Origin of the sequence: Rhodococcus sp. NKCM2511 (assembly GCF_014905595.1) — a bacterium.
In the GTDB taxonomy this organism is placed as follows: domain Bacteria; phylum Actinomycetota; class Actinomycetes; order Mycobacteriales; family Mycobacteriaceae; genus Rhodococcoides; species Rhodococcoides fascians.
Window position 1 is genome coordinate 1,230,449 of the sequence record NZ_BNHJ02000001.1, and the last position, 20,763, is coordinate 1,251,211.

Sequence of the window (20,763 nt, forward strand, 5' to 3'; positions counted from 1 at the left end):
ACTCACCGGCGCGGCAACACCAGAATCGGTACGGGCGAGTGCCGAATGATCTTCGTTGCCCGTGAACCGAGGAACACCCGAGCGATCGGACCCAACGGCCCGGACGATCCGATGGTCAGCACTTCGCCGTCCTGCCAGTGCAGTTCGTCGAGTGCTTCTCGCCAACTGCCCGCGGTCGCCAACTCGGTGTCGACGCGGTCGGCCGGTAACCCCACCGCGACAGCGTCGTCCACCGCAGCGGTCAGCGCCTCGCTCAGTCCTCGGGCGAGCTCCGCTGCTACGTCGTCCTCGGCTCGCAGCCCGATCTCGGGCGGATACATCGTTGCCCCGCGAACGACGAACGAGGCCAAGCGAAGTGGCACACCGGTGTCGCGGGCCAACTCCGCTGTGGGCCCGACGACGCGGGTGGCCTCGCTGTCGCCCGAGAACGCGCAGGTGATCCGCGTCAGGACGGCCCGATCTCGAATGCGGTAGCCGCGCGGGGCCAACGCGACGGTGACCGGCGAGGAATGGAGCAACTTGTCCGCGGTGGAACCGACGACGACTTGCCCGAGAGCACCGTCCCCCGAGGAACCCAGAACCAGGATCGACGCCCCGGTGGTCTCCGCGGCCTCGGTCAATGCGGTGGATACCGAGCGGTGCGACATCCGGTGGAACGACGCGGCGACATCGGGTGCGCGTTCCTCCAAGTAGTGGCGGGCTTTCGCCTCCGACTCGGTGGCCGTCGACGCGGCCCAGTCGGCGAACTCGGCGTCGACCCGGGCCATCGACGGCGTCGACCACGGCTTGGGAACCACGGTTGCCACGTCGATGTTCGTGGTCAGGGATCGGGCCAGTTGCGCACCGAGATCGAGGGCACCGACACTCCCCTTGCCGGGCGCGAAGGCGATCAGCACACTCATTCCGCGACCTTTCCGACCGATCGAAGCGCCGAATGATGCCGACCCCACAGGAAGTAGAACGCGAGAACCACGGCGAGCCAGAGCCCGAACCAGAACCACGTGGTCCACCGCAAGCCGGACAGGATGTAGATGCACGCGGCGATGGACAGGATCGGTGTCACCGGGTAGCCCGGCACCTTGAACGGACGCTCGAGGTCGGGCATCGTCCGGCGCAGGACGATCACGCCGATCGCCACGACGATGAACGCGACGAGCGTTCCGATCGACACCAGATCGGCCAACTTGTCCAGCGGAACGAACGCGGCGAGGATCGAGATGATCACCGCGACGACGATCGTGTTGTTGACGGGGGTGTGAGTCCGGGGACTGACCTTCGCGAACGCCTTGGGCAGCATCCCGTCTCGGCCCATGGCGAACAGAATGCGCGTCTGCCCGTACATCGTCACCAGAGTCACCGAGAAGATCGAGATCACCGCGCCCGCCGCCAGAATCGTGGCCGGCCATGCCCGTCCGGTCACATTTCGGAGAATCTCGGCCAACCCGGCTTCTTCCTGCCCGGCGAATGCTGTCCACGGCTGTGTGCCCAACGCCGCGACCGCAACGACGAGGTAGAAGACGATCACCACGACGAGTGCGGCAATGATGGCTCGCGGCATGGTTTTCTGTGGATTCTTCACCTCGTCCCCGGCTGTCGAGACGGCGTCGAGACCGATGAACGAGAAGAAGATGGTGCCGGCCGCCGCGGTGACACCTGCCGCTCCGAGCGGCATGAAGTCCGAGAAGTTGCCGGAATCGAAGGCGGTGAATCCGACGACGGCGAACAGCGCGAGCACGCCCAGCTTGATGACGACCATGACTGCGTTCACCGCTGCGGACTCGCTCGCACCGCGAATGAGCAAGACGGCGCACAGAACGATCAGCACGACGGCGGGCAAGTTCAGGATTCCCGGATCGGCGTCACCCGGTGCCGCGGACAACGCGTGCGGGATGGTGAAGCCGAAGAGGTTACCGAGAAGTTCGTTGAGGTATCCGCTCCAGCCGACCGCGACCGCGGCACTCGACACCCCGTACTCCAGCAGCAGGCAGGCCGCAACACCCATCGCGACCACCTCCCCCATCGTCACGTATGCGTATGAGTACGTCGATCCCGAGACCGGCACCGCCGAGGCCATTTCGGCGTAACAGATAGCGGCGAGCCCGGCGGCAATTCCTGCGGCCAGGAACGACAGGACCACGGCTGGACCGGCTTCGGGAACGGCGAGCGAGAGCACGAAGAAGATGCCGGTGCCGATGGTCGCTCCCACTCCGAACATCGTCAGTTGGAACGTCCCGATGGTGCGTTCCAGACCACCGGGCTGCTGGTCCGGCTCTGCGATCGGTTTCTTGCGGAACAACTGCGAGCGCAGACCCGATGCGGGTCCGTTCGACGATGTCATGGTCGAGACTCCCAACGTGAAGACGAACGGTGCGGACCGAACCGTGCCGCGGGCGGTACAGCAGCCGACGCGAGGCGATTTCGGTGATTCTGCTCCCCGAGCCACCCGGTCGCACACCGAACACGCCGCGCGGTCCACGAGCTCGTCGTCGAGCCGGTGTCGGTGTGAGCGCCGCCTACCATTGACCTCGACTCGGATGGGAGACCCTCGAACACATGGCCACACAGCCGGACGCGACACCGCTCGACGCGGTGGCCGCGCAAGCGGCCTCGGACGCAGGCGGCCTGGACGTCGCGTTCCTGGGGAACTTTCTCGACGTCGTGACCGATGCGGTGGACGCAGGTGTTCCGCTCACCCGGAAGCAACTTCGGGAGTGCCGCGTACACGGCGACGAAGCAGCCCGAGCGGGTGTGGCTCTGCGCGCGTTGCTCGACCTCTACCTGTCGGCGGCGTGGCGATTGTGGCGCGAGTTGCCCGCCGTGCAGGCCGCCGCAGCAGACCCGGCCGGGGTCGTCACCGCGGGCGAGGTCATGCTTCGAGCCGTCGACGACGCCGCGGCCGAACTCGCCGAAGGCTTTCAGCTCGCCCGGCGGACCCTGGTTCGCGTGGAGGTATTGGCACGCCGCGAGTTCGTGGACGATCTGCTCTCCGGAACGGCCGATGTCGCCGGTGTCCTGGGACGTGCGCAGACGTTCGGGCTGGATCTGTCGAGTCCGCACGCAGTCGCCGTGGTCACGTCCACGACTCCGTTCACCGACGCGACGTCGGCCATCGGGCTGGTCGAACGCAGCGTGCAGGGCAGCAAAGGGGACGCCGATCTCCTCGTCGCCACCAAGCAGGGTCGGCTGATCGTGGTGTTTCCGGCACCCGATCGCGAGGCCGTCGACCACGTGCTCACCCGTGTGGGACGAGTCCTCGGTGCGTCGGCAGCCGCCCCGAGCGATACGGTCGACCTGCACCGTCGCGGCGAATACGGACGGATACAGCTCGGAGTCGGTCGCCCACGCAGCGGCGCAGTCGGCGTGGCGGCGTCGTACCGAGACGCTCTGGACGCGCTCGACCTCGCGTCGTCGCTGGGGCTCGACACACCCGTCGTCGACGCCCGTGATCTGCTCGTCTATCGCGTTCTGATCAGTGATCGCGCCGCGATCGCCGATCTGGTCGAGACGTTGCTGACCCCGTTGACGAGCGCTCGGGGCGGAGCAGGCCCACTGCTGGAAACATTGCAGGTGTACTTCGAGACCGGCGCGAACTCGGCGTCCACCGCACGCCGGATGCATCTGTCAGTGCGCGCGGTCACGTACAGATTGTCGCGAATAAGAGATTTGACCGGGCAAGATGTGGGCAATCCCGTCGAGGCATTTGCGCTGCACACGGCAGTACTCGGCGCGATGTTGCTCGACTGGCCGCGATCCGGCCTGCACTCCTGAATCGCACCTGAGGCCGAGATTGCCGGAAGTCGGCAAGAAAGTCTGCTGAAACATGTCCGCAAAACAACCCTGCCTGCAGTAAAGCAAACAGTCAGACTGGAGTAGTTGCGGTCGAACCGCCCCACATACCGATCGAACGAGAACGTAAGGAGCAGGACAGATGTCGTCGTTGACACAGAAGTTGACCGCGTTCGCTCGCAGCCCTCAGGGCAAACAGATGATCGACCGAGCGCGCCGATATGCAACCAAGCCCGAGAATCAGGCGAAGTTGAAGCAATTGGGCACGAAGTTCACCGGTAAGGGTGGCCGTTCATGAACGTCGTCCCATGGTGGGCGTGGGCCGCATTCGGTGCCGTCGTCCTGATCCTGCTGGCCATCGACCTGTTGGCGCACCGCGGCGCGCACATCATCGGCTTCAAGGAGGCCGCGTGGTGGAGCGCACTGTGGGTAGGCGTCGCCATCATCTTCGGCATCGTGGTGTTCTTCACACTGGGAACAACGGCCGGCGTCGAATACACCACGGCGTGGTTACTGGAGAAGAGTCTGTCGGTCGACAACCTCTTCGTCTTCGCGCTGATCTTTGGCTACTTCAAGGTCCCCCGTGAGTACCAGCACCGCGTGTTGTTCTTCGGTGTCATCGGCGCCCTGGTCTTCCGTGCCATCTTCCTGGCCGCCGGTGTGGCCATCGTCAGCAAGTTCGCCGCGGTTCTGTTCGTCTTCGCCGCCATCCTGCTCTACAGCGCGTACAAGCTGATGAAGGACGAGGACGACTCGTACGACCCCGGCACCTCCATTGCAGTGCGCTTGCTCAAGAAGATCGTCCCCGTTCAGGACGAGTACTCCGGTACCAAGTTCTTCGTCAAGGAAGCAGGCAAGCGGGTGGCCACGCCACTGCTCGCCGTCGTGGTGGCGATCGAGGCCGCCGACCTGGTCTTCGCGGTCGACAGTGTTCCTGCCGTTCTGGCGGTGACCGACGACCCGTTCATCGTGTATTCCTCGAACGCGTTCGCGATCCTCGGCCTGCGTGCCCTGTACTTCCTGCTCGCAGGGTTGCTCGAGAAGTTCCACTACCTGTCCAAGGGACTGGCGATCATCCTCGCCTTCATCGGCGTCAAGCTGATCCTGCAGGCCGGGCACAAGGTGATCAGCACGTCGATCCCCGAGATCCCGTCCTTCGTCAGCCTGGTGGTCATCGTCGTGGTCCTGGCAGGCTCGATCATCCTGAGCCTGAAGAATCCCCCGGAGGAAGACAGCGCCGACGCGGTCGACAAGGCCGCAGCCGACAGTCCGATCGTCGATCCGACGGACGGAACCTCCACCGCCGGCACCTCGTCGACGGGTACGTCGGGTACCGATTCGCCTCGACTCGACAAGTAGTTCCGCACGACACATGCCCCGCCGGAATCGATCCGGCGGGGCATGTTTGTACTTCGCCGTGATGGGGCAAACCGTCGTCATGGCTGACAAGAACTCGTACACCGTTCCCGGACTCTCGTCGGACGTGGGCGCGCGCGTCGCAGCGATCCTGCAGGATCGCCTGAACGCCTACAACGACCTCCATCTCACGCTCAAGCACATTCACTGGAATGTGGTCGGACCGAACTTCATCTCGGTCCACGAAATGCTCGATCCTCAGGTCGAGGCCGTGCGCGGCTTCGCCGACGAGGTCGCCGAGCGCATCGCGACCCTCGGTTCCTCTGCGAAGGGAACGCCGGGCACCATCGTCCAGGAACGTTCCTGGGACGATTACTCGATCGGCCGGGCGACGGCGATCGAGCACCTCGGCGCTCTCGATCTGGTGTACACCGGGGTCATCGAGACCACCCGTAAGAACATCGAAGAGGTCGGCGAGATCGATCCGATCACCGAGGACATGCTCATCGGCCAGAGCGCCCAGCTCGAACTGTTCCACTGGTTCGTCCGCGCGCACCTGGAGAACTCCGGTGGTCAGCTCTCCACCGCAAGCGCGACCAGCGAAGTCGACGCTGCGAAGCAAGCCGGCTGACAAACATTTCTACCCGAAGCACCGGTCTCGCCGATCACGGCGAGGCCGGTGCTTTTCGTTGTGACAGAACCAGATCACTCCGTCGGACGCGCCTCGTGGCCGCTGCGACCGTGCGTTCGTCGCTGTTCTTTCATCTCGGCCTCGAAGACGTGCCGACGTCCGTCGAGCAGCTCGTTCCGGACCGCCCGCTCGTGATCACGAAGTACCGTCCAATACCCGTCGTCGAACTCTTCGACGAGCTGGAACGTCCACCGCCCCTGAGCGATGTTGCGGCCGATCATGTCGGTCTCGAGTCGCTGTGCCAACGCGTCGTGCCCGGCGTCCGACAACGCGTCGGAGGCCTCCCCGAGCAGCAGATCCGCGTGTCCCATCAGCTGATGGAACGAGTACAGGTGGCCGCGAGCGCGCTCGACGTATTCGAGTGCCTCGGACAGTTTGCCCGTGGCTGCCACGGTATCGTCGTCCACTCCGTCGGGGCGGCGGTGCTCCGGTGCCGGCGTCTCATGCGAATGTGGGTCGTTCGTCTGTGCAGTCATGAACGGCACGTACCCGCATCCCGTGCCGGCAACACGGCCGGGAGTCCGATGATTACCGACCGCGATCTCGGGTATAACTCCCATGCACGAGCAGCACAATCGATTTCGAGGAGTTCACATGGCTGATTTCATCGACAAGGCAAAGCACAAGGCAGAAGAGCTCGTGGGCGAAGCCAAGGAAAAGATCGGCCACAAGACCGACAACGACGACCTTGCTGCCGAAGGCGCAAAGGACCAGGCGTCGGGCAAGACCAAGCAGGTCGGCGACGACGTCTCGGACGCAGCCGGCAACATCAAGGACAAGTTCACGAACTGATCCATCGATGCAGCAGAACCCCACACCCAGCCTTCACGGCTCGGGTGCGGGGTTCTTCTCTGTCACAGGCCTTCTGTCGGATTCGGCAGCGGCAGTGGCCGCCCGAACATCCATCCCTGCCCCAAGCTGGCACCGAGCGCTTTCGCGCGCCGCAGATGTCGACGCGTCTCGATGCCTTCCGCCAGCACGATCGCATTGCTCGACCGAACGTAGGCGTGAACCTGTCGCATCGCCGGTCGGGACCGCAGCGGAGCTCGCACGATCGACGCGTCGAGCTTGACGATGTCCGGTGCCACCAGCGCCAGTAGATCCAGGGTTGCCGGTGTCGCTCCGACGTCGTCCATGGCCACCCCCATCCCGCGTGCGCGCGCGCCGCGGACGAGGGCCATCAGCAACGGAACGTTCCGATCCAGATCACGCTCGGTGATCTCGAGGACCACGTCGAGATCGTCGCCGATGGCGTCGAGGTGCATGTCGACGTCCTGCTCGTCACGGAAGCAACCCGGTTCGATGTTGAGGAAGAACCGCACCCTGCGGGAGTAGGCACGTTCCCTCGCCGCGCGCAGAGCTGCCGCGCGGCAGGCCACATCCACTCGGCCGACGAGTCCCCGTTCACGGGCCAGAGCAAAGACGTCCTCGGGAAGTGCGCTGCTCGGCGACGGCCACCGAGCGAGGGCTTCGTAGCCGACGACATGTCCCGTCGACAGTTCGACGACCGGCTGAAACAGCGCCGCCACCGAATCCACCGACTCGAGCGCCGCGGACGCTGCCAGCACCGCGCCGTCCGAGACGGTCACAGTGATCGCTCGTCCACCGGGGTTCGGCGTGCCTCGAGGCGATCGGCGATCAGTGCTGCGTGCAGTCGCCGCAACCCCGACGGTTTCATCGGATCGAGACCGGTGAGTTGATCCACCCGCTTGAGGCGGTAGTCGACGGTGTTGGGATGCACCGTCAGCCACGTGGCTGTCTTCTTCCTGTTGGAATCGGAGTCCACGAAGGCTTGCAGCGTCGGAAGAAGGTCGACCGAGTCACGTAGCGGATCGATCAAGGTCACGAGGTGCTTTCGACCGAGTCCGGGCCGGCTCACCTGGTACTCGAACACCAGGTCCGAGATGCGGTAGGTGCCCGGCGTGTAGTGCAGCCTGCGGACCAGACTCAAGAGCTCGTACAGGTGCGGCGCCGTCACCGAGATGTCGTCGATCGCTGCCGACCCGGTCGTCGCCGTCACTGCGACCTGGCCGGCGTCGGCAAGCCGCTCGACCAGTTCGTCGACGTCGGCACCCGGAACGTCGGGCAGCAGTACCGTTCCGCCCGTCGCACTGATGGATGCGATGGGGGCGATGTCTCCGTTGTGCGCTGCCAGGGCCGCGTGAATTCTCCGCAGCTTCCGTGCGGCCATCATCGCCGCATCGCCGCGCCTACCCCCTTCGTCGGCGTGCGCCGGAAAGTGCAGGGCCACGACGTGATACTCCTCGGCGAGCAGCGCACCCATCCGATCGGCGATTCTGCGGGCAGTGCCGTCGCCGGTCAACAGAGCGTCGAGCAGTTCGACGTCGTGCCGTGGACCGTTCTGCGCCAACGTGCGGAACTCGGTGAGATACGCGTCGGACACCGCCTCGGTGACCACGTTCAGAAGCTCCATGATCAGGATCGTCCGGTCATCGCCCGCCGCGCCTGCCTCCCGGTTCACCGCTGACTCGGCGGCCCGTAGACCCAGCGCACAGCCTTCGTTGATCGCGTGCTGAATTCGGCCGAGCGGCACTCCGTCGCGGGCCCACCGCGTTGCGGCGTCCCGGAAGGTGTCCATGGCCCCCGCGACCGGTAGTCGACCGGAATCGAGGACCCCTGCAGCCAGTTCGCTGCAGGTGGTCGCCATGTCGTCGAGCTCGCCCCGTGCACAGTCGCGCGGCGGCGGTACGTCCTCCGGATCGACGAAATACCGGTTCAGCATTCGCGCGGCAGTCTCCCGGGGCGTCCGCAAGCGGTCCGATGCACGTCGACCACCTGCGTACTCCTCCTGCGCCGTGTCCACACTGTCTGTTGCAGTCACCGAACCCCACCCCTCGTACTCGAAACCCGCGTCAGGTCATGTCCTTCAGGCGGCCGATGTCTGCCCACAACGCCCCTGCCTCGGTATCGAACCGTCCTTCCCCGGCCGAACCGTCGGCCGGGGTGAAGACACTCGAACCATAGTGCACAAATAAAACCTGGGGATTGTTTTGGACCGTGAACCCGGCAACAAATCCGCATTAGCGTCCGGTTCGTTGTCATTTGTGACGCCCCATCACGAATGAACGGTCACGTGCGGGCGGTTTCCAAACGTGATGCGGCGCACGTTCCGGGCCGAAATCCGGGCCTACAGTTCCGACTTGTCCACTTGACCCTCGTCGAAAGTCAGGCTCCATGACCACTTCTCGGTCCACCTTCCGTGCAACGAGGAAGGCCACGACAGTCCGCGCTGCGATGATTGCTGCAATGGCATGCTCCGTTGCCCTCGGTTCCGGTTTCGCAGCACAGGCTCAGCCGGCACCCGTCCCGGTACCGGCACCGCCCGCAACCGTGCAGGGCAACACCGTTGTTCCGCCGGGGCCGACCGGCGCATACCCGAAGGCCTCGGATCAGGGCATCACGGCACCGAGCATCGATTCGGCTGCCCCCGCCACCGCGACGTACGACCCACGGACCGAGACCACCGGATACGGGCCCGATCAGAAGAACTTCCTGGCCGGATTCCTCTACAGCATCGTCAACCCCAACGTCGCACCCCAAGGTGCCAACGATTGGAACTGCAAGCCCACCGCCGCGCACCCCCGCCCGGTCGTCCTCCTGCACGGCACCTGGGAGAACGCGTACAACAACTTCGCGCGCATGTCGCCTGCCCTGAAGAAGGAGGGCTACTGCATCTTCGCGCTCAACTACGGAGACGGGGACTCCAGTGTCGTCGGCAATCTCCCGTCGCTTCGCGGTACCGCATCGGTCGCGTCCAACGCGAAGGAGATCGCCACCTACGTCGACGCTGTGCGGACGGCCACGGGCTCTGCGCAGGTCGACATCGTCGGCCACTCCCAGGGTGGGCTCGTCACCCGTCAGTACCTCCGTTTCGAGGGCGGTGCCAATCCGACCGACCCGACCAAGAACAAAGTGAACACGGTCGTCAGCGTCGCCGGATCGAATCACGGCACCACCCTCGTCGGCATCGGAACTCTGGGGCGCACCATCAACAACCTGGGACTCAACGTCCTGGGAGTCGTCGGTGCCATCGCCGGGCCGGCAGCTTCGGACCAGGTGATCGACTCGCCACTCGTCAAGGGACTGGCCGTCGGCGGTGACACCGACCCCGGCATCAAGTACACCGTGATCGGCACCAAGTACGACGAGGTCGTCACCCCGTACAAGACGACGTTCCTCACCGCAGGCCCCGGTGCCACCGTCAACAATGTCACCCTGCAGGACGGCTGCGGCATCGACCTGTCGGACCACCTGTCGATCTCCGTCTCACCGCGCGCGATCGGCATCGTCAAGAACGCACTGGATCCGAAGGGCTTCCCCGCGAAGTCGATCCCGTGTGCCTACAACTCGCCCATCACGGGCCAGTAGGACACCGGTACCTCTGTTCCACCAGGGCGATCGGCCGATCGGGCCGATCGCCCTCGGCGGAAGTCCGGGTCAGTTCTGTGCTGGGGTCCACCCCAGCGCCGGGCCGAGCTTCTGCGCCGTGTCGGTCAGGATCTGCACGTAGTCCTCGTGGTCGAAGCTGAACGGCAGCGCGAACGCCACCTCGTCGACCTCGCGAAAAGATCGATTGGCGTACAACTGCTCCGCGATCTCGTCCGAGGTACCCACGAGGTCCGGTGCGAACATCATCCGAGCCGGCCCCTGCGGTGCTCCGGTCCGTGCAGTACGCGCGTGAACGTAGTCCTCGTACTTGCGCTTCTGCGCGGCGGAAGCACTGTCGGTGGGGATGACCACCAGCCCCTGGGAGACCCGCGCGTCGGCCCCGGCCGGGTGAGCCTCGCGGAACCGCGCGATGTGCGCGCGCTGGATCGCATCGAAATCCGTCGAGTCCTCGGCGCGCACCACACTGCTCACCAGAAGATTCATCGCGTTCTCCCCTGCCCACTGCGCAGAACGGAGACTGGCCCCGCCGTACCACATTCGGTCCCGTAGACCACGCGAATACGGTTGTACTCGTTCGGAATACGCTTCGATTCCCTCGGTCCCCGACCACGTGGACGCAGGTTCACCGGCTACGAACCGAAGCAGCCGCGAGACTCGGTCGTAGCCGAAGTCCTCGTCCTCGGCGGTGTCGGGATACAACGAGTGTGCGACGCGATCGAAGTGCATCGGTTGTCCCACACTGATTCCCGCGTTGACGCGCCCACCGGACAGCACATCCACCGTGGCCAGGTCCTCGGCGAGACGCAACGGGTTCTCCCAACCCAACGGCGTCACCGCAGTACCGAGCATGATGCGGTCGGTACGTTGCGACGCGGCGGCCATGACCGCGATGGGAGACGAGATACCGAACTGCAGGTGACGATGACGAAGCCACGCACTGTCGAATCCCAGCCGCTCCCCGAGTTCGATGATGCGCAGCGTCGATTCGTGGCCGACCCCGGGTGCGTTCTCGTCGAAGAGCCCGATGGTCAAAAATCCGAGCGAACGCAGGGGCCTGGATGGTTCGGGCACGTCTGGACCTCGTTTCGTGAAAGTCCGGCCAGCCTAATTCACACCGTCGTCGGTGTCGTGAACAGCGGCGGTGAGACGGCGAATCTCGGTGCCGCCGTACTCGAGCAGTCCGAGCGACGCGAACGCTTCGAGCCATCCGACCATCGGCCACCGGCCCCACCGACGGAAGAAGATCCGAGCGTTGACGACGATGTCGTCGAGATGTTCCACCGGAGGATCGGACACGGGATGGAACTGGTGGTACGCGTGAGCGCCGCCCACCCACCGCAACCCGATGCCCGACGCGCGGGCCGTGGCCGCGAAATCCGTGTCCTCGCCCCCGTACCCGGTGTAGTCCTCGCAGAAGCCGCCGATCTCGGTCCACGTGTCAGCGTGCACGGCGAAGGACAACGACCAGAACAGGTCGAAATCGTGTCCGGGTTCCACTGCGCCCGCGGGCGGATTCGGTCGAGCCGGATGCGGCGCGGTGAGCGGGATCAGAGCGTCACCTTCGAGCCCGACGCTGTCGGGTTTCAGGTAGGTCACCGGTCCGCACAACAGAGTTCGCCGACTGTCGGGGCGCAGCGCGGCGCGGCGATACCTGTCGAGCATCTCCGGGGCGGGTATGCAATCCACGTCGAGGAACACCACCAGCTCGGCACCCCGATCGAGGGCAGCGGCTGCCCCGAGGTTACGCGCTCGCGCCACCGGCAGCGGGGTCTGTGCCTCCATGTCGAGAACCGTTGCCGCAGAGCCGGATCGGGCGACCACGTCCGCAATGTCGTCATCGCCCATGGCGACCACGATGTGCTCGACGGGCCGGTCGGTGGACTCGGCCAACCCGCGAATCTGCGCGGCGAGGTGATCGTGACGGCCCGAGACCACGGTCACGACAACCACGTTCATCGCCGAGCCGTCCCGGACGCAGCCTGCTCGATCGCGCGAGCCGCCCGATCGGGTGCGCCGTCGGTACCGAGCAGCGACCATGTCCGTCCGCCGATGCCCAGGGCGCAGTCGGCAGCGCGTCGCCACCGATCGACCGAGGGCCACTCGTCGAGCACCGCGGCGATGGATCCGGCCGCCAGTGCGTGCGCGGTGGCAGCCTGCTCGTCGAACGGCCGGGCTTGCGGAACCACGATGGCCGGTGTGCCCGACGCGGCGACGTCGGCCACGGCGTTCTGCCCGGCGTTGGTCACCACGAGGGCCGCCGAGCACAGCACCGGCCACACGTCGTCCACCCAGTCACCGCCCGCCACTCCGAGTGTGCGGAAGTCGAACCGGTCGTCCGCGGCGGACCACGAGTCCACCAGTTCACGCGTCAACGAGGTGCCGCCCGCCGCACCCAGTACGACAACCGGGCCTTCGGTGGCCGCAGTGTTCGAGCCCTCCGTTCGGGCTCGTCCGGCGAACCGGCTGATCGAGCCCGAGTACGTCGTCTTGGCGGCGTACGGATGCAACCAGGCCGGGTCGTACACACTGCGTGACCACGGTGCGAGAATGTGCGTCGCCGCGCGATAGGCCATCGCGTGGACGGGATCGGCCCGGTTTCCCGGAATCGCCATGACGATCACCCGGACACCCATCAGCCGCAGAAACATCGCCACTTCCACGGACACATCGACAACCACTGCCCGCGGTCGCTCACGCGCAACCCAGTCGGCGATGATCGCCATCCGTGCGGTCAGCCCGTCGACGTCGTGGGGTGCCCAGTGCACCACTCCCCCCGCCGAGATGTCGTCGGCGGCTGCCTCGCCCACGGTGTCGTTCACATCCAGCGGGAGTGCGATCCATTCCGCTGCAGCATGTTCCGGAGGCCGCGCCCGCGAGGACAGCACCGTGATCGGCTCACCCAGGCGGCGCGCAATCGCGTCGGACCGAGTGACGTGGCCTACCCCGTGGTGGTGTGCGTAGTAGCCGATCATGCAATCGCGAGACCGTGGGCGGACTCCGGTGCCGATGCGGACTCGAGGGTCGATCGGTACAGCTCCTCGTACTCGTCGACCATCCGGTCCACCGAACACACCTGCTCGGCGCGCGCCCGCGCGTCGTGCCTGTTCAACGCTGCCGCGGCGGGAATCGCGGCGGCCAGCCCGGCCACGTCGTCGGCGGGTACCAACACTCCGGACGAGGCGTCGATGATCTCGGGTATCCCTCCGCGGGCGAACGCCGCCACCGGGGTACCGCAGGCCAGAGCTTCGGCGACCACCAGACCGTACGGCTCGGACCACACCGGCGACACCAGCGCGACCTCGGCACCGGCCACCAGCGCGGCGAGGGCCGGCTGATCGAGGTGTCCGACGTATCGGACTCGATCGTCGAGCAGGGGTTCGACGACACCGTGGAAGTATTCGAGGTTGCTGATGGGTCCGGCGATTCGTAGTGACCGGCCGGCGAGCTTCGCGGCGGCGATGGCCAGGTGCAATCCTTTCTCGGGAACCAACCGTCCGGACCACACCACGTAGTCGCCGCCCGCACCGAACGGCCAGTCCTGCAGCGAGATCCCGTTCCGGATGACGATCGTCCCGGACGCGACGTCGGCCCATTGTTCGGCTGCGAACGCACTGACCGCAGCAAAAGTGTTGGCACCGAACGGAGCCAGGGCAACAGCCGACTCCAGCCACGCGAACGGCGGCGTGTGCAGAGTGGTCACCATCGGCACCGGCAGTGTGGCGGACATAGCCAACGGCAGGTAGTGCAGGCTGTGGTTGTGCACGATGTCGAACGAGTTCGACAGCGCACCGGCCAGTTCCATCATCACGGCGAGGTATGCGTGGTGCTCGCGAACCGCAGTGGGGGTGACCGCGAGATCGGCGAGGGCAATCGGTGTCAGATCCAGCGTTCGGACCGGCAACATCGTGGCATCCAGATCGACGCTCGATCCGTCTGCGGCGAACAGACTGACGTGGTGCCCACGGTCGGTCAGCGCCCGCACCAGATTGTAGACGTGTGCCTCCAGACCGCCCGCGAAAGGCTGTGCCACCGGAAAACTCGATGACGCCAGCACCGCGATGCGAAGTGGCTTCTCGTTCAACGCATCTCCTTTGTCACTGCTGCGTAGATCCCAGCGTGGGTCGCTGCGATTCGTTGTCTCTGCTCGGCCCGGGTTGCGGCGTCGAGCGCTGTGGTCCGATCGGCGTGGGCCGCCTGCACGGCTGCCACCAACGTGGCGGGATCGAACGAGTCGGTGTTCATGACGAAACTGTGAATCGGCGCTTGGTCGGCATAGAAGCCGCAATCGGACGCGACGACGGCCGTTCCCAGATCCCGACATGCTTCGAGCCAACCCGAATGTGTTCCGAACCGATACGGCAACACCGAGACGTCGATCGAAGACAGGTAGTCCCACAGTTGCTCGTCGTCGAATCGGGCGTGCACCCGCACATCGACGTCGGGGAAACTGTTGTAGTCCAGCAACTTCGCGCCGACGGTCGGGTCGTACCAGTGGCCGGCCGTGTCGAACACGTCCTCGTCGATGTCCAACCGCACCGTCGCAGCCGGTAGCGATCGAGCCGCCTCGACGACGGCGTCCATCACCGCAAGCGGGTCGATGTTCGCTCGCAGGTTCTTGGCGTGGACTCCGATGACGAACGAGTCCGACACCGGGCGTGGGACGTTCATTCTCTCGAGAGGCACCACGTGTGGGTGCTCGATCACCGTCGCATGCACGTTCCACCGATCGGCTATCCACGCAGCTGCTCCCTCGGTGAGGGTGATCACGGCATCGGCACCACGTATCAACACGTCCAGCTGCTCCAGATGACCGGTGTTGTCCGCGAAGTGGGGATTGTGCGCGTCGTGGACCGTGAGCACCAGGGGCTTGCGATGGGCCCTCAAGTACTCGACCGTGCGGGTCAAGTCTTCCGGTGAGAAGGACTCGAAGCCGAAGTGCACGTGCAGAACGTCGAAGCTCGAATCGGGTTGCTCGGCCAACCACCCGGCGTCGAGGAGACGAGGCGGCCACCACTGGCCCGGCACATCGACGCGAACCGGCGTCGGATCGGGCAACAGCACCACCGAGTTACCGGAGCCGTCGGGCACCGGCTGCACGTGCTGTACGTACACGTGAGAGGAGGGTACGGACGCAATACGAATCATGAATTCCTTCGGGTACAGGTCAGACGAATCGTGCCTGTTCCCGACACGCGCATGGGGTCTGTACCCACTTCGTACCGAGTTCAATCGCGGTTGGCGTCGCAGGTTCGGCGGGGCTACGTTGACCAGAAGAATGGTCGAACACACGCACTCACACGACGTCGGGGCAGACATGGACGGGCGTACTCGCCACTACGGCGATTTCTACGGAATATCGGGGCTCGAGGCCGCGCCACGTACACCCGTCGACGATCGCCCCCTGTTGCTCGTCTGGGGTAACTGCCAGGCCGAGGCGATGCGCATTCTGCTGAGCTCGGATGCGGCGATGCCGTTTCGGACGGTACGAATCCCGCCGGTACACGAACTCGAATCCGCCGATCTGCCGCACGTCGATCGATTGGTCCGGCAGACCTCGGTACTGCTGACTCAACCTGTGCGGGAGGGCTATCGGCATTTGCCGCTCGGGGTCCCCGATCTGACACGATCACTCCCGCCGCACGCCGTGGTACTTCGTTGGCCCGTGCTGAGATACGCTGCGCTGCATCCTTTTCAGATCATCGTTCGGCATCCGAGCGACCCAGCGGCCGTTCCGGATCTCGTTCCGTACCACGATCTGCGGACGATTGTGGCCTTCGAGCGTGGCGTGCGGTCCGGCGAGAACTGGGACCTCCCGGTATCCGACGCCGGCTTTCGTGATGCCGCGCAGGCGAGCCTGGACGAGCTACGACGACGCGAGAGCCGCGACACCGATATCGCTGCGTCCGACCTGTTCCAGAGTGCGGGAAGCCGTGCCACTCATACGATCAACCATCCGACCAACGTGGTGTTGACTGCACTCGCGCAGCGGATCCTGGACCACCTCGACACCGCCTGCACTGTGGGTGATCCAGGGAGAGAACTGCTCGGCGGTGTGCGAGCGCCCGTCGAACGTCGGGTACTGCGCGCCCTCGGCCTCCCCGGTGATGCTCGCCCAGACTGGACGGTCGACGGTTCCGACGTGTCCAGCGACGTCGTGCACCGCGCTCACCTCGATTGGTATGCGGCACATCCCCAGTTCGTCGACGCCGCACTGGCCCGCCACTCCGAGCTCCTGCGAATCCTGCAGACGACGCCGTGATCGCACCCGTGCATCATCTCGTGGTCGGCCCACCGGACCACGGAGTCGTCCGGTGTGCCCGCGACATGGCTACGGCCACAGCGAGTCCCGTGGTGACCGCTCCCGACCGACTACCGCCCGACACTCCCGTCCACATTCACTTCACCGACCGGCTGTTCGGACGTACCGCGCACGAGGCAGCCGATGCCATTGTCGCACTGGCACACCAGCATCGAGCCCGCATCACCGTTACGCTGCACGACGTACCCCAGATCTCGGACGGCTCCGCGTTTGCGGCACGCACCGACTGCTACCGCCGAGTGATCGACTGCGCTGCAACGGTCGTGGTGTCGAGTGTGCACGAGCGACTGCTTCTCGAGGACATACTCGACAGCCGACCCGACATCCGGGTCATTCCCCTACCGATAGACCGCCCGGCACTACGATCCGACGACGTCGTCCCCCGGCGAGTCGTCGGGATTCTCGGGTTCGTCTATCCGGGGAAGGGACACAGCGAAGTACTCGGTGCCATGTCTGCACTGGACACCGACGTCGGGTTCGAGATCGTCGGGGCCGCGTCGGCCGGACACGAGGACGTGCTCGACGAACTACGCGCCACTGCCCGGCATCTGGGCAGGCCGTTTTCGACGACCGGCTTCGTGCCCGACGCCGAACTGGGCGGCCGGTTGCGGTCCATTGCTGTCCCGGTCGCTTTCCACCGGCATGTATCGGCATCCGGTTCGATCAACACCTGGATCGCGGCGGGCCGTCGCCCTCTGGTCCCTCGTGGTCGATACGTCGACGAGATGGCCGTCAATTCGCCCGATGCGCTGTGGATTCACGAGGACACAGTGGAGGGCCTGGCCGAGGCCATGGCAGAAGCGTTACGCCGACCCGAGAAGACATGGCAGGCCACCGACTCGGCACCTTATCCATCGCCGGCGCAGGCGGCCGACCTGTACAGCTCCCTGTTCCGAGAAAGCATGGCTCTACCGTCCATCGCGCTGCCCGATGGCCGCTCGGTGGTTCCGCACAATCGGTGGGATCTGGCACCGACCGCATCCGACACGCCCCGAGTGTCGGTCGTGATTCCCTACTTCCGGCAGCAGCACCAGCTCGACCTGGTTCTGACAGCGTTGACCGCGCAGACCTGGCCCGCGTCCCGCATCCAGGTGATCGTCGCCGACGACGGATCTCCCGAGGAACCGAACGTGGAGGAATTCGGCTCGGCTCTCGACATCACCGTCGTGCGCCAACCGGATCTCGGATTCCGGGCCGCCGCCGCACGTAACCTCGGTGCGTCCGCAGCGCGCGGAGACATCCTCTGCTTCCTCGACGCCGACACCGTGCCCGAACCCGATTACATCGAGGAATCGGTACGCCTGATCGTGGCCCTTCCCGATGCGGTGACGGTGGGTAGGCGTCGACATGCCGATCTCGGCGGGTGGACGCGCGCGGACATCGGCACCTGGTTCGACGGCCGATCTGCGGGCCCCACGGAATTCACCGAGCCCCGATGGCTTCGTGACGGCTACGCCGGCTCGCGAGATCTTCTGGACGCGGACCGTCGTTCGTACCGATACGTCATCAGTGCCGTGATGTCTTGCAGCCGAACGTTGTTCGAGGAACTCGGCGGGTTCGACCCGACGTTCGTCGGGTACGGCGGAGAAGACTGGGAATTCGCGCATCGGGCCTACGCCGCAGGTGCCGTCCTGGCCCATCGGCCGCGAGCAGTCGCCTGGCACGACGGGCCCGACTGGGCCGAACGCACGGGCGGAGACCGAGAGCGGAAGAACGCCGAAGCGCTGATGCTGGCCTCCCGCATCACCGACCCTGCGGCGCGTACCCAGGGTCTGACCTACGCGCTGCCGGAGATCGTCGCGGTTGTCGATACCACCGGGCACAGCGCTGCGTCCCTCCTCGAGACCGTCGGCTCGGTCCTGAGGCATCCTGATTGTCGAGTGTGGATTCACGGACCCGGTGCCGAAGAATTACGGCGGCAGTGGGGCGACGCCGACTGCCGCATCCAGGTGGGTCTTCCGGGAGACACCGCACGTTCTCACGCGGTGCTCGAGGTGCGCGGCCTCGTCCTGTTCGGTGCCGGCGCACTTCGTCGTCTCGTGGAGACAGGAGCGGATCGTCTGACGGTCGACGTGGGCAACTCGGGCACGGTCGAACTGCGCACGTCTCGGTCGAGCTGTCGCGCTCGACGGTGGTCGTCGACGATGGGAACGGCTTCCGAGGACCTCGCGGAGGCCCTGTTCGGGCACATGCATCGGACAGGCGCGGAGTTCGGGCTCTTCGCGGGCGAGGTTCAACCGAATCTTGCGTGGTGAATGTGGGGTGGTTCCGGTGTCGACTCGACCGAATCGGGTACGGCCAAGAGAATGTAAATCGGCGGCAGACAAAAGCAACGGCGAGATCGGGCGAATGATGAACAGAACGCTGTATTCGATGATGTGGATGATGGCGATTATCTTTTTCGTCGCTTTGCTGTGGGGCACAGTCGGTTACGTGTACGCAGACACCCATCCTCTGCAGCGAGCGGCATTCGTCGGAGGCGGAGTGTTGATCGCGGGATGGCTGATTCTGTTCGCGGCCGTCGGGATCAAAATATCGCGGCTCAAAGCCCGCAGGAGACAGAGCAACTCCGACGAGCAGTAACTGTTGGAGCCGCTCGGGTGTGGGTTTCGAGTAGGCGGGTATACACCGACGAATCTTTCGTAGAGTCGGTCTTTCGATTTGCCGAGCAAGGATCGTCGATGGTCAACCAGCGCAGCACACCGAGCCGGCGCACTTCGTCCGAACTTCCGGCGACCCGCCAGGAATATCTGTCGACATGGTCGGGTCTGCACAGCAACATCGATCCATCGTCGTCGGTGCTCGTGTCGACGTGGCTTCGTCTGGTGTACTTCCTGAGCGCCCCGCTCGTGCGCGCGTCCGTCTCTGCCCACGTCGTCACCGTCGCCGCGGTGGTTGCGGCTGCAGGCTCGGTGGCGTTGTCCCGGCCGGGCACCTCGCTGCCCCTCCTGGCGGCGGTGCTCATCGTGTTCTCCGGGCTGCTCGACGGTATCGACGGCGGCGTGGCCATGATCGGCCGTTCCCAATCGCAGTGGGGCTATCTGCTGGACACGGTGTCGGATCGGTGCAGCGATCTGCTGTTCCTCGCGGGCAGCCTCGCGCTGGGCGCTCCGATGCCCATCGTCGCTGCCGTCGGTGTGACGACATTGCTGCACGAGACGGCCCGCGCGCGTGCCGTCGGAGCCGGGATCTCCGACGTCGGCTTTCTGACAGTGTGGGAGCGGCCGTCTCGGGTCGTTGCCGCAGTCGTCACCGCGACCGTTGCGGGCGCGGGCCCCGGTAGCGCTCAGACGTCTGCGACGATCGGAATATCGGTGACATGTGGTCTGGCTGTTCTCGGGTTCACCCAGCTGATGTTCGGGCTGTACCGACGGGCCGATCGAACTCGGCGGTGATCAGCCAGCCGGCGAGCGCGAGCACGTGAAAGACGAACATCCACAGCATGATTGCCACACCGCCGCCGATGTCGGTGAGACCGCCGAACGGTGCACCGAGGTCGACAGGAATGGCAAGGAACAGGATGAATCCGTGCACGAATCCGGTGACGATCGACGACGTGACCAGGGAGCCGACCACGAGTGCCCGCCACCCCACCGCCCGCGGCGCGATGACCCGGTAGGTCCAGGCAAGCGGAACGGCCAGGATCAACCACAGGCAGTTGAACCCCAGAAATATTCGTAGAGCCAGCGCACCGGCACCCCCGCCGCCCGTGGTCGCCTGCAGGACGCGTGCGACGGTCAGCACCCCGATGAGCAACACCGGGGCGGCGACGAAAAAGGGAACCATGGCAGCTCTGCCTCGCCACCCGGTGAATGTTTCACGGGTCGGGGCGAAGCGCACGATCGCCCTCCGCAGACCCTCTCCGTAGAACGTTGCGGGGAATATCGAGATCACGACTCCCAGCGGTCCCAGGTGTATTCCGGCATCGGCCAGGCCGTCGAGCGCCGCGCGGGCACCCAACGCATCGGGAAGTAACGCCGACATGGCGTCGAATCCGCCCTGTACCCACTGCGCCGACACCAACAACACAGTCGCCCGGATCGTCAGAAGCAGCAGAGGGACGACGGCGATCACCGCGTAGAACGTCAGTCCGCCCGCGATCAGCGTGGTGTCCTCACGCGCGAAGCCGGCTTTGATCGCCTGCACTCCGCGAACCGCCCGAACGCGAACGGATGTCATCGCGCGCGTTCGGAGCAGGTCC

General features: G+C 65.5%; 21 protein-coding genes. 10 read left to right on the forward strand and 11 right to left on the reverse strand.

The features are described from left to right. Positions 1 to 2: 2 nt before the first annotated feature. Positions 3 to 902: a universal stress protein gene (locus JLZ96_RS05475; RefSeq protein ID WP_027496226.1), complete on the reverse strand. Its 900-nt coding sequence runs from the start codon at positions 900 to 902 to the stop codon at positions 3 to 5. Further along, complete coding sequence (locus JLZ96_RS05480; protein ID WP_032383632.1) at positions 899 to 2,338, reverse strand: amino acid permease; 1,440 nt, start codon at positions 2,336 to 2,338, stop codon at positions 899 to 901. The genes JLZ96_RS05475 and JLZ96_RS05480 overlap by 4 nt, the downstream gene beginning before the upstream one ends. 215 nt (positions 2,339 to 2,553) lie before the next feature. Here JLZ96_RS05480 and JLZ96_RS05485 point away from each other — a divergent pair, with 215 nt between their 5' ends. The 4 genes from JLZ96_RS05485 to JLZ96_RS05500 all read left to right on the forward strand — a co-directional run bounded on the left by JLZ96_RS05485 (position 2,554) and on the right by JLZ96_RS05500 (position 5,773). Further along, positions 2,554 to 3,768, forward strand: a complete 1,215-nt coding sequence (locus JLZ96_RS05485; RefSeq protein ID WP_201009617.1) for a CdaR family transcriptional regulator — start codon at positions 2,554 to 2,556, stop codon at positions 3,766 to 3,768. 160 nt (positions 3,769 to 3,928) lie between these two features. Next, positions 3,929 to 4,084, forward strand: coding sequence for a hypothetical protein (locus JLZ96_RS05490; RefSeq protein WP_167326732.1), 156 nt, complete (start codon positions 3,929 to 3,931; stop codon positions 4,082 to 4,084). Continuing rightward, positions 4,081 to 5,145: a TerC family protein gene (locus JLZ96_RS05495; RefSeq protein WP_027496223.1), complete on the forward strand. Its 1,065-nt coding sequence runs from the start codon at positions 4,081 to 4,083 to the stop codon at positions 5,143 to 5,145. The genes JLZ96_RS05490 and JLZ96_RS05495 overlap by 4 nt, the downstream gene beginning before the upstream one ends. A gap of 79 nt (positions 5,146 to 5,224) precedes the next feature. After that, positions 5,225 to 5,773: a Dps family protein gene (locus JLZ96_RS05500; RefSeq protein WP_201009618.1), complete on the forward strand. Its 549-nt coding sequence runs from the start codon at positions 5,225 to 5,227 to the stop codon at positions 5,771 to 5,773. Between the two features lie 74 nt (positions 5,774 to 5,847). Here the strand turns inward: JLZ96_RS05500 and JLZ96_RS05505 are convergent, their stop codons facing one another. Then, complete coding sequence (locus JLZ96_RS05505; RefSeq protein ID WP_027496221.1) at positions 5,848 to 6,309, reverse strand: hypothetical protein; 462 nt, start codon at positions 6,307 to 6,309, stop codon at positions 5,848 to 5,850. 118 nt (positions 6,310 to 6,427) lie between these two features. On the opposite strand from JLZ96_RS05505, the gene JLZ96_RS05510 reads away from it, so the two are divergent. Then, positions 6,428 to 6,625, forward strand: a complete 198-nt coding sequence (locus JLZ96_RS05510) for a CsbD family protein (RefSeq protein WP_027496220.1) — start codon at positions 6,428 to 6,430, stop codon at positions 6,623 to 6,625. Positions 6,626 to 6,687: 62 nt separating this feature from the next. Here JLZ96_RS05510 and JLZ96_RS05515 read toward each other — a convergent pair whose 3' ends face one another. Both JLZ96_RS05515 and JLZ96_RS05520 read right to left on the reverse strand, forming a co-directional pair. After that, entirely contained in the window at positions 6,688 to 7,422 is a 735-nt protein-coding gene (locus JLZ96_RS05515; RefSeq protein WP_230597469.1) for an EAL domain-containing protein, read from the reverse strand. Continuing rightward, entirely contained in the window at positions 7,419 to 8,675 is a 1,257-nt protein-coding gene (locus tag JLZ96_RS05520; RefSeq protein ID WP_032366259.1) for a CdaR family transcriptional regulator, read from the reverse strand. Before JLZ96_RS05520 ends, JLZ96_RS05515 begins: the two co-directional genes overlap by 4 nt. Positions 8,676 to 9,028: 353 nt before the next feature. Between JLZ96_RS05520 and JLZ96_RS05525 the strand changes: the two genes are divergently transcribed. Next, the gene (locus tag JLZ96_RS05525; RefSeq protein ID WP_027496218.1) at positions 9,029 to 10,222 is read left to right on the forward strand and encodes a triacylglycerol lipase; all 1,194 of its coding nucleotides are present in this window, start codon (positions 9,029 to 9,031) and stop codon (positions 10,220 to 10,222) included. Positions 10,223 to 10,291: 69 nt separating this feature from the next. Here JLZ96_RS05525 and JLZ96_RS05530 read toward each other — a convergent pair whose 3' ends face one another. The 5 genes from JLZ96_RS05530 to JLZ96_RS05550 are packed head-to-tail and all read right to left on the reverse strand — an operon-like array spanning position 10,292 to position 15,355. Further along, positions 10,292 to 11,314 carry an LLM class flavin-dependent oxidoreductase gene (locus tag JLZ96_RS05530; protein ID WP_032399681.1) on the reverse strand — a complete coding sequence of 341 codons (1,023 nt, stop codon included), beginning with the start codon at positions 11,312 to 11,314 and terminating at the stop codon, positions 10,292 to 10,294. A gap of 33 nt (positions 11,315 to 11,347) precedes the next feature. Continuing rightward, the gene (locus JLZ96_RS05535) at positions 11,348 to 12,199 is read right to left on the reverse strand and encodes a glycosyltransferase family 2 protein (RefSeq protein WP_052053233.1); all 852 of its coding nucleotides are present in this window, start codon (positions 12,197 to 12,199) and stop codon (positions 11,348 to 11,350) included. Continuing rightward, a complete protein-coding gene (locus tag JLZ96_RS05540; protein ID WP_032366262.1) occupies positions 12,196 to 13,215 on the reverse strand; it encodes a glycosyltransferase in 1,020 nt (339 codons plus the stop codon). Before JLZ96_RS05540 ends, JLZ96_RS05535 begins: the two co-directional genes overlap by 4 nt. After that, on the reverse strand, positions 13,212 to 14,324 hold the full coding sequence (locus JLZ96_RS05545; RefSeq protein ID WP_032366263.1) for a glycosyltransferase: 1,113 nt from the start codon (positions 14,322 to 14,324) through the stop codon (positions 13,212 to 13,214). The genes JLZ96_RS05540 and JLZ96_RS05545 overlap by 4 nt, the downstream gene beginning before the upstream one ends. Continuing rightward, positions 14,321 to 15,355: a glycosyltransferase family 1 protein gene (locus JLZ96_RS05550; RefSeq protein WP_228139179.1), complete on the reverse strand. Its 1,035-nt coding sequence runs from the start codon at positions 15,353 to 15,355 to the stop codon at positions 14,321 to 14,323. The genes JLZ96_RS05545 and JLZ96_RS05550 overlap by 4 nt, the downstream gene beginning before the upstream one ends. 202 nt (positions 15,356 to 15,557) lie before the next feature. Here JLZ96_RS05550 and JLZ96_RS05555 point away from each other — a divergent pair, with 202 nt between their 5' ends. From JLZ96_RS05555 to JLZ96_RS05570, 4 genes are all read left to right on the forward strand, one after another. Next, positions 15,558 to 16,502: a WcbI family polysaccharide biosynthesis putative acetyltransferase gene (locus tag JLZ96_RS05555; protein ID WP_032390225.1), complete on the forward strand. Its 945-nt coding sequence runs from the start codon at positions 15,558 to 15,560 to the stop codon at positions 16,500 to 16,502. Positions 16,503 to 16,567: 65 nt separating this feature from the next. Continuing rightward, positions 16,568 to 18,817 (forward strand): glycosyltransferase, encoded by a 2,250-nt coding sequence (locus JLZ96_RS24925; RefSeq protein ID WP_236253842.1) that lies wholly within the window; start codon positions 16,568 to 16,570, stop codon positions 18,815 to 18,817. Between the two features lie 130 nt (positions 18,818 to 18,947). Next, positions 18,948 to 19,145, forward strand: a complete 198-nt coding sequence (locus JLZ96_RS05565; protein WP_156158546.1) for a hypothetical protein — start codon at positions 18,948 to 18,950, stop codon at positions 19,143 to 19,145. A gap of 98 nt (positions 19,146 to 19,243) precedes the next feature. Next, the gene (locus JLZ96_RS05570) at positions 19,244 to 19,957 is read left to right on the forward strand and encodes a CDP-alcohol phosphatidyltransferase family protein (RefSeq protein WP_201009619.1); all 714 of its coding nucleotides are present in this window, start codon (positions 19,244 to 19,246) and stop codon (positions 19,955 to 19,957) included. Here JLZ96_RS05570 and JLZ96_RS05575 read toward each other — a convergent pair. Then, positions 19,905 to 20,741: a YihY/virulence factor BrkB family protein gene (locus tag JLZ96_RS05575; RefSeq protein ID WP_201009620.1), complete on the reverse strand. Its 837-nt coding sequence runs from the start codon at positions 20,739 to 20,741 to the stop codon at positions 19,905 to 19,907. The two genes, JLZ96_RS05570 and JLZ96_RS05575, sit on opposite strands and share 53 nt — an antisense overlap. Positions 20,742 to 20,763: the final 22 nt, after the last annotated feature.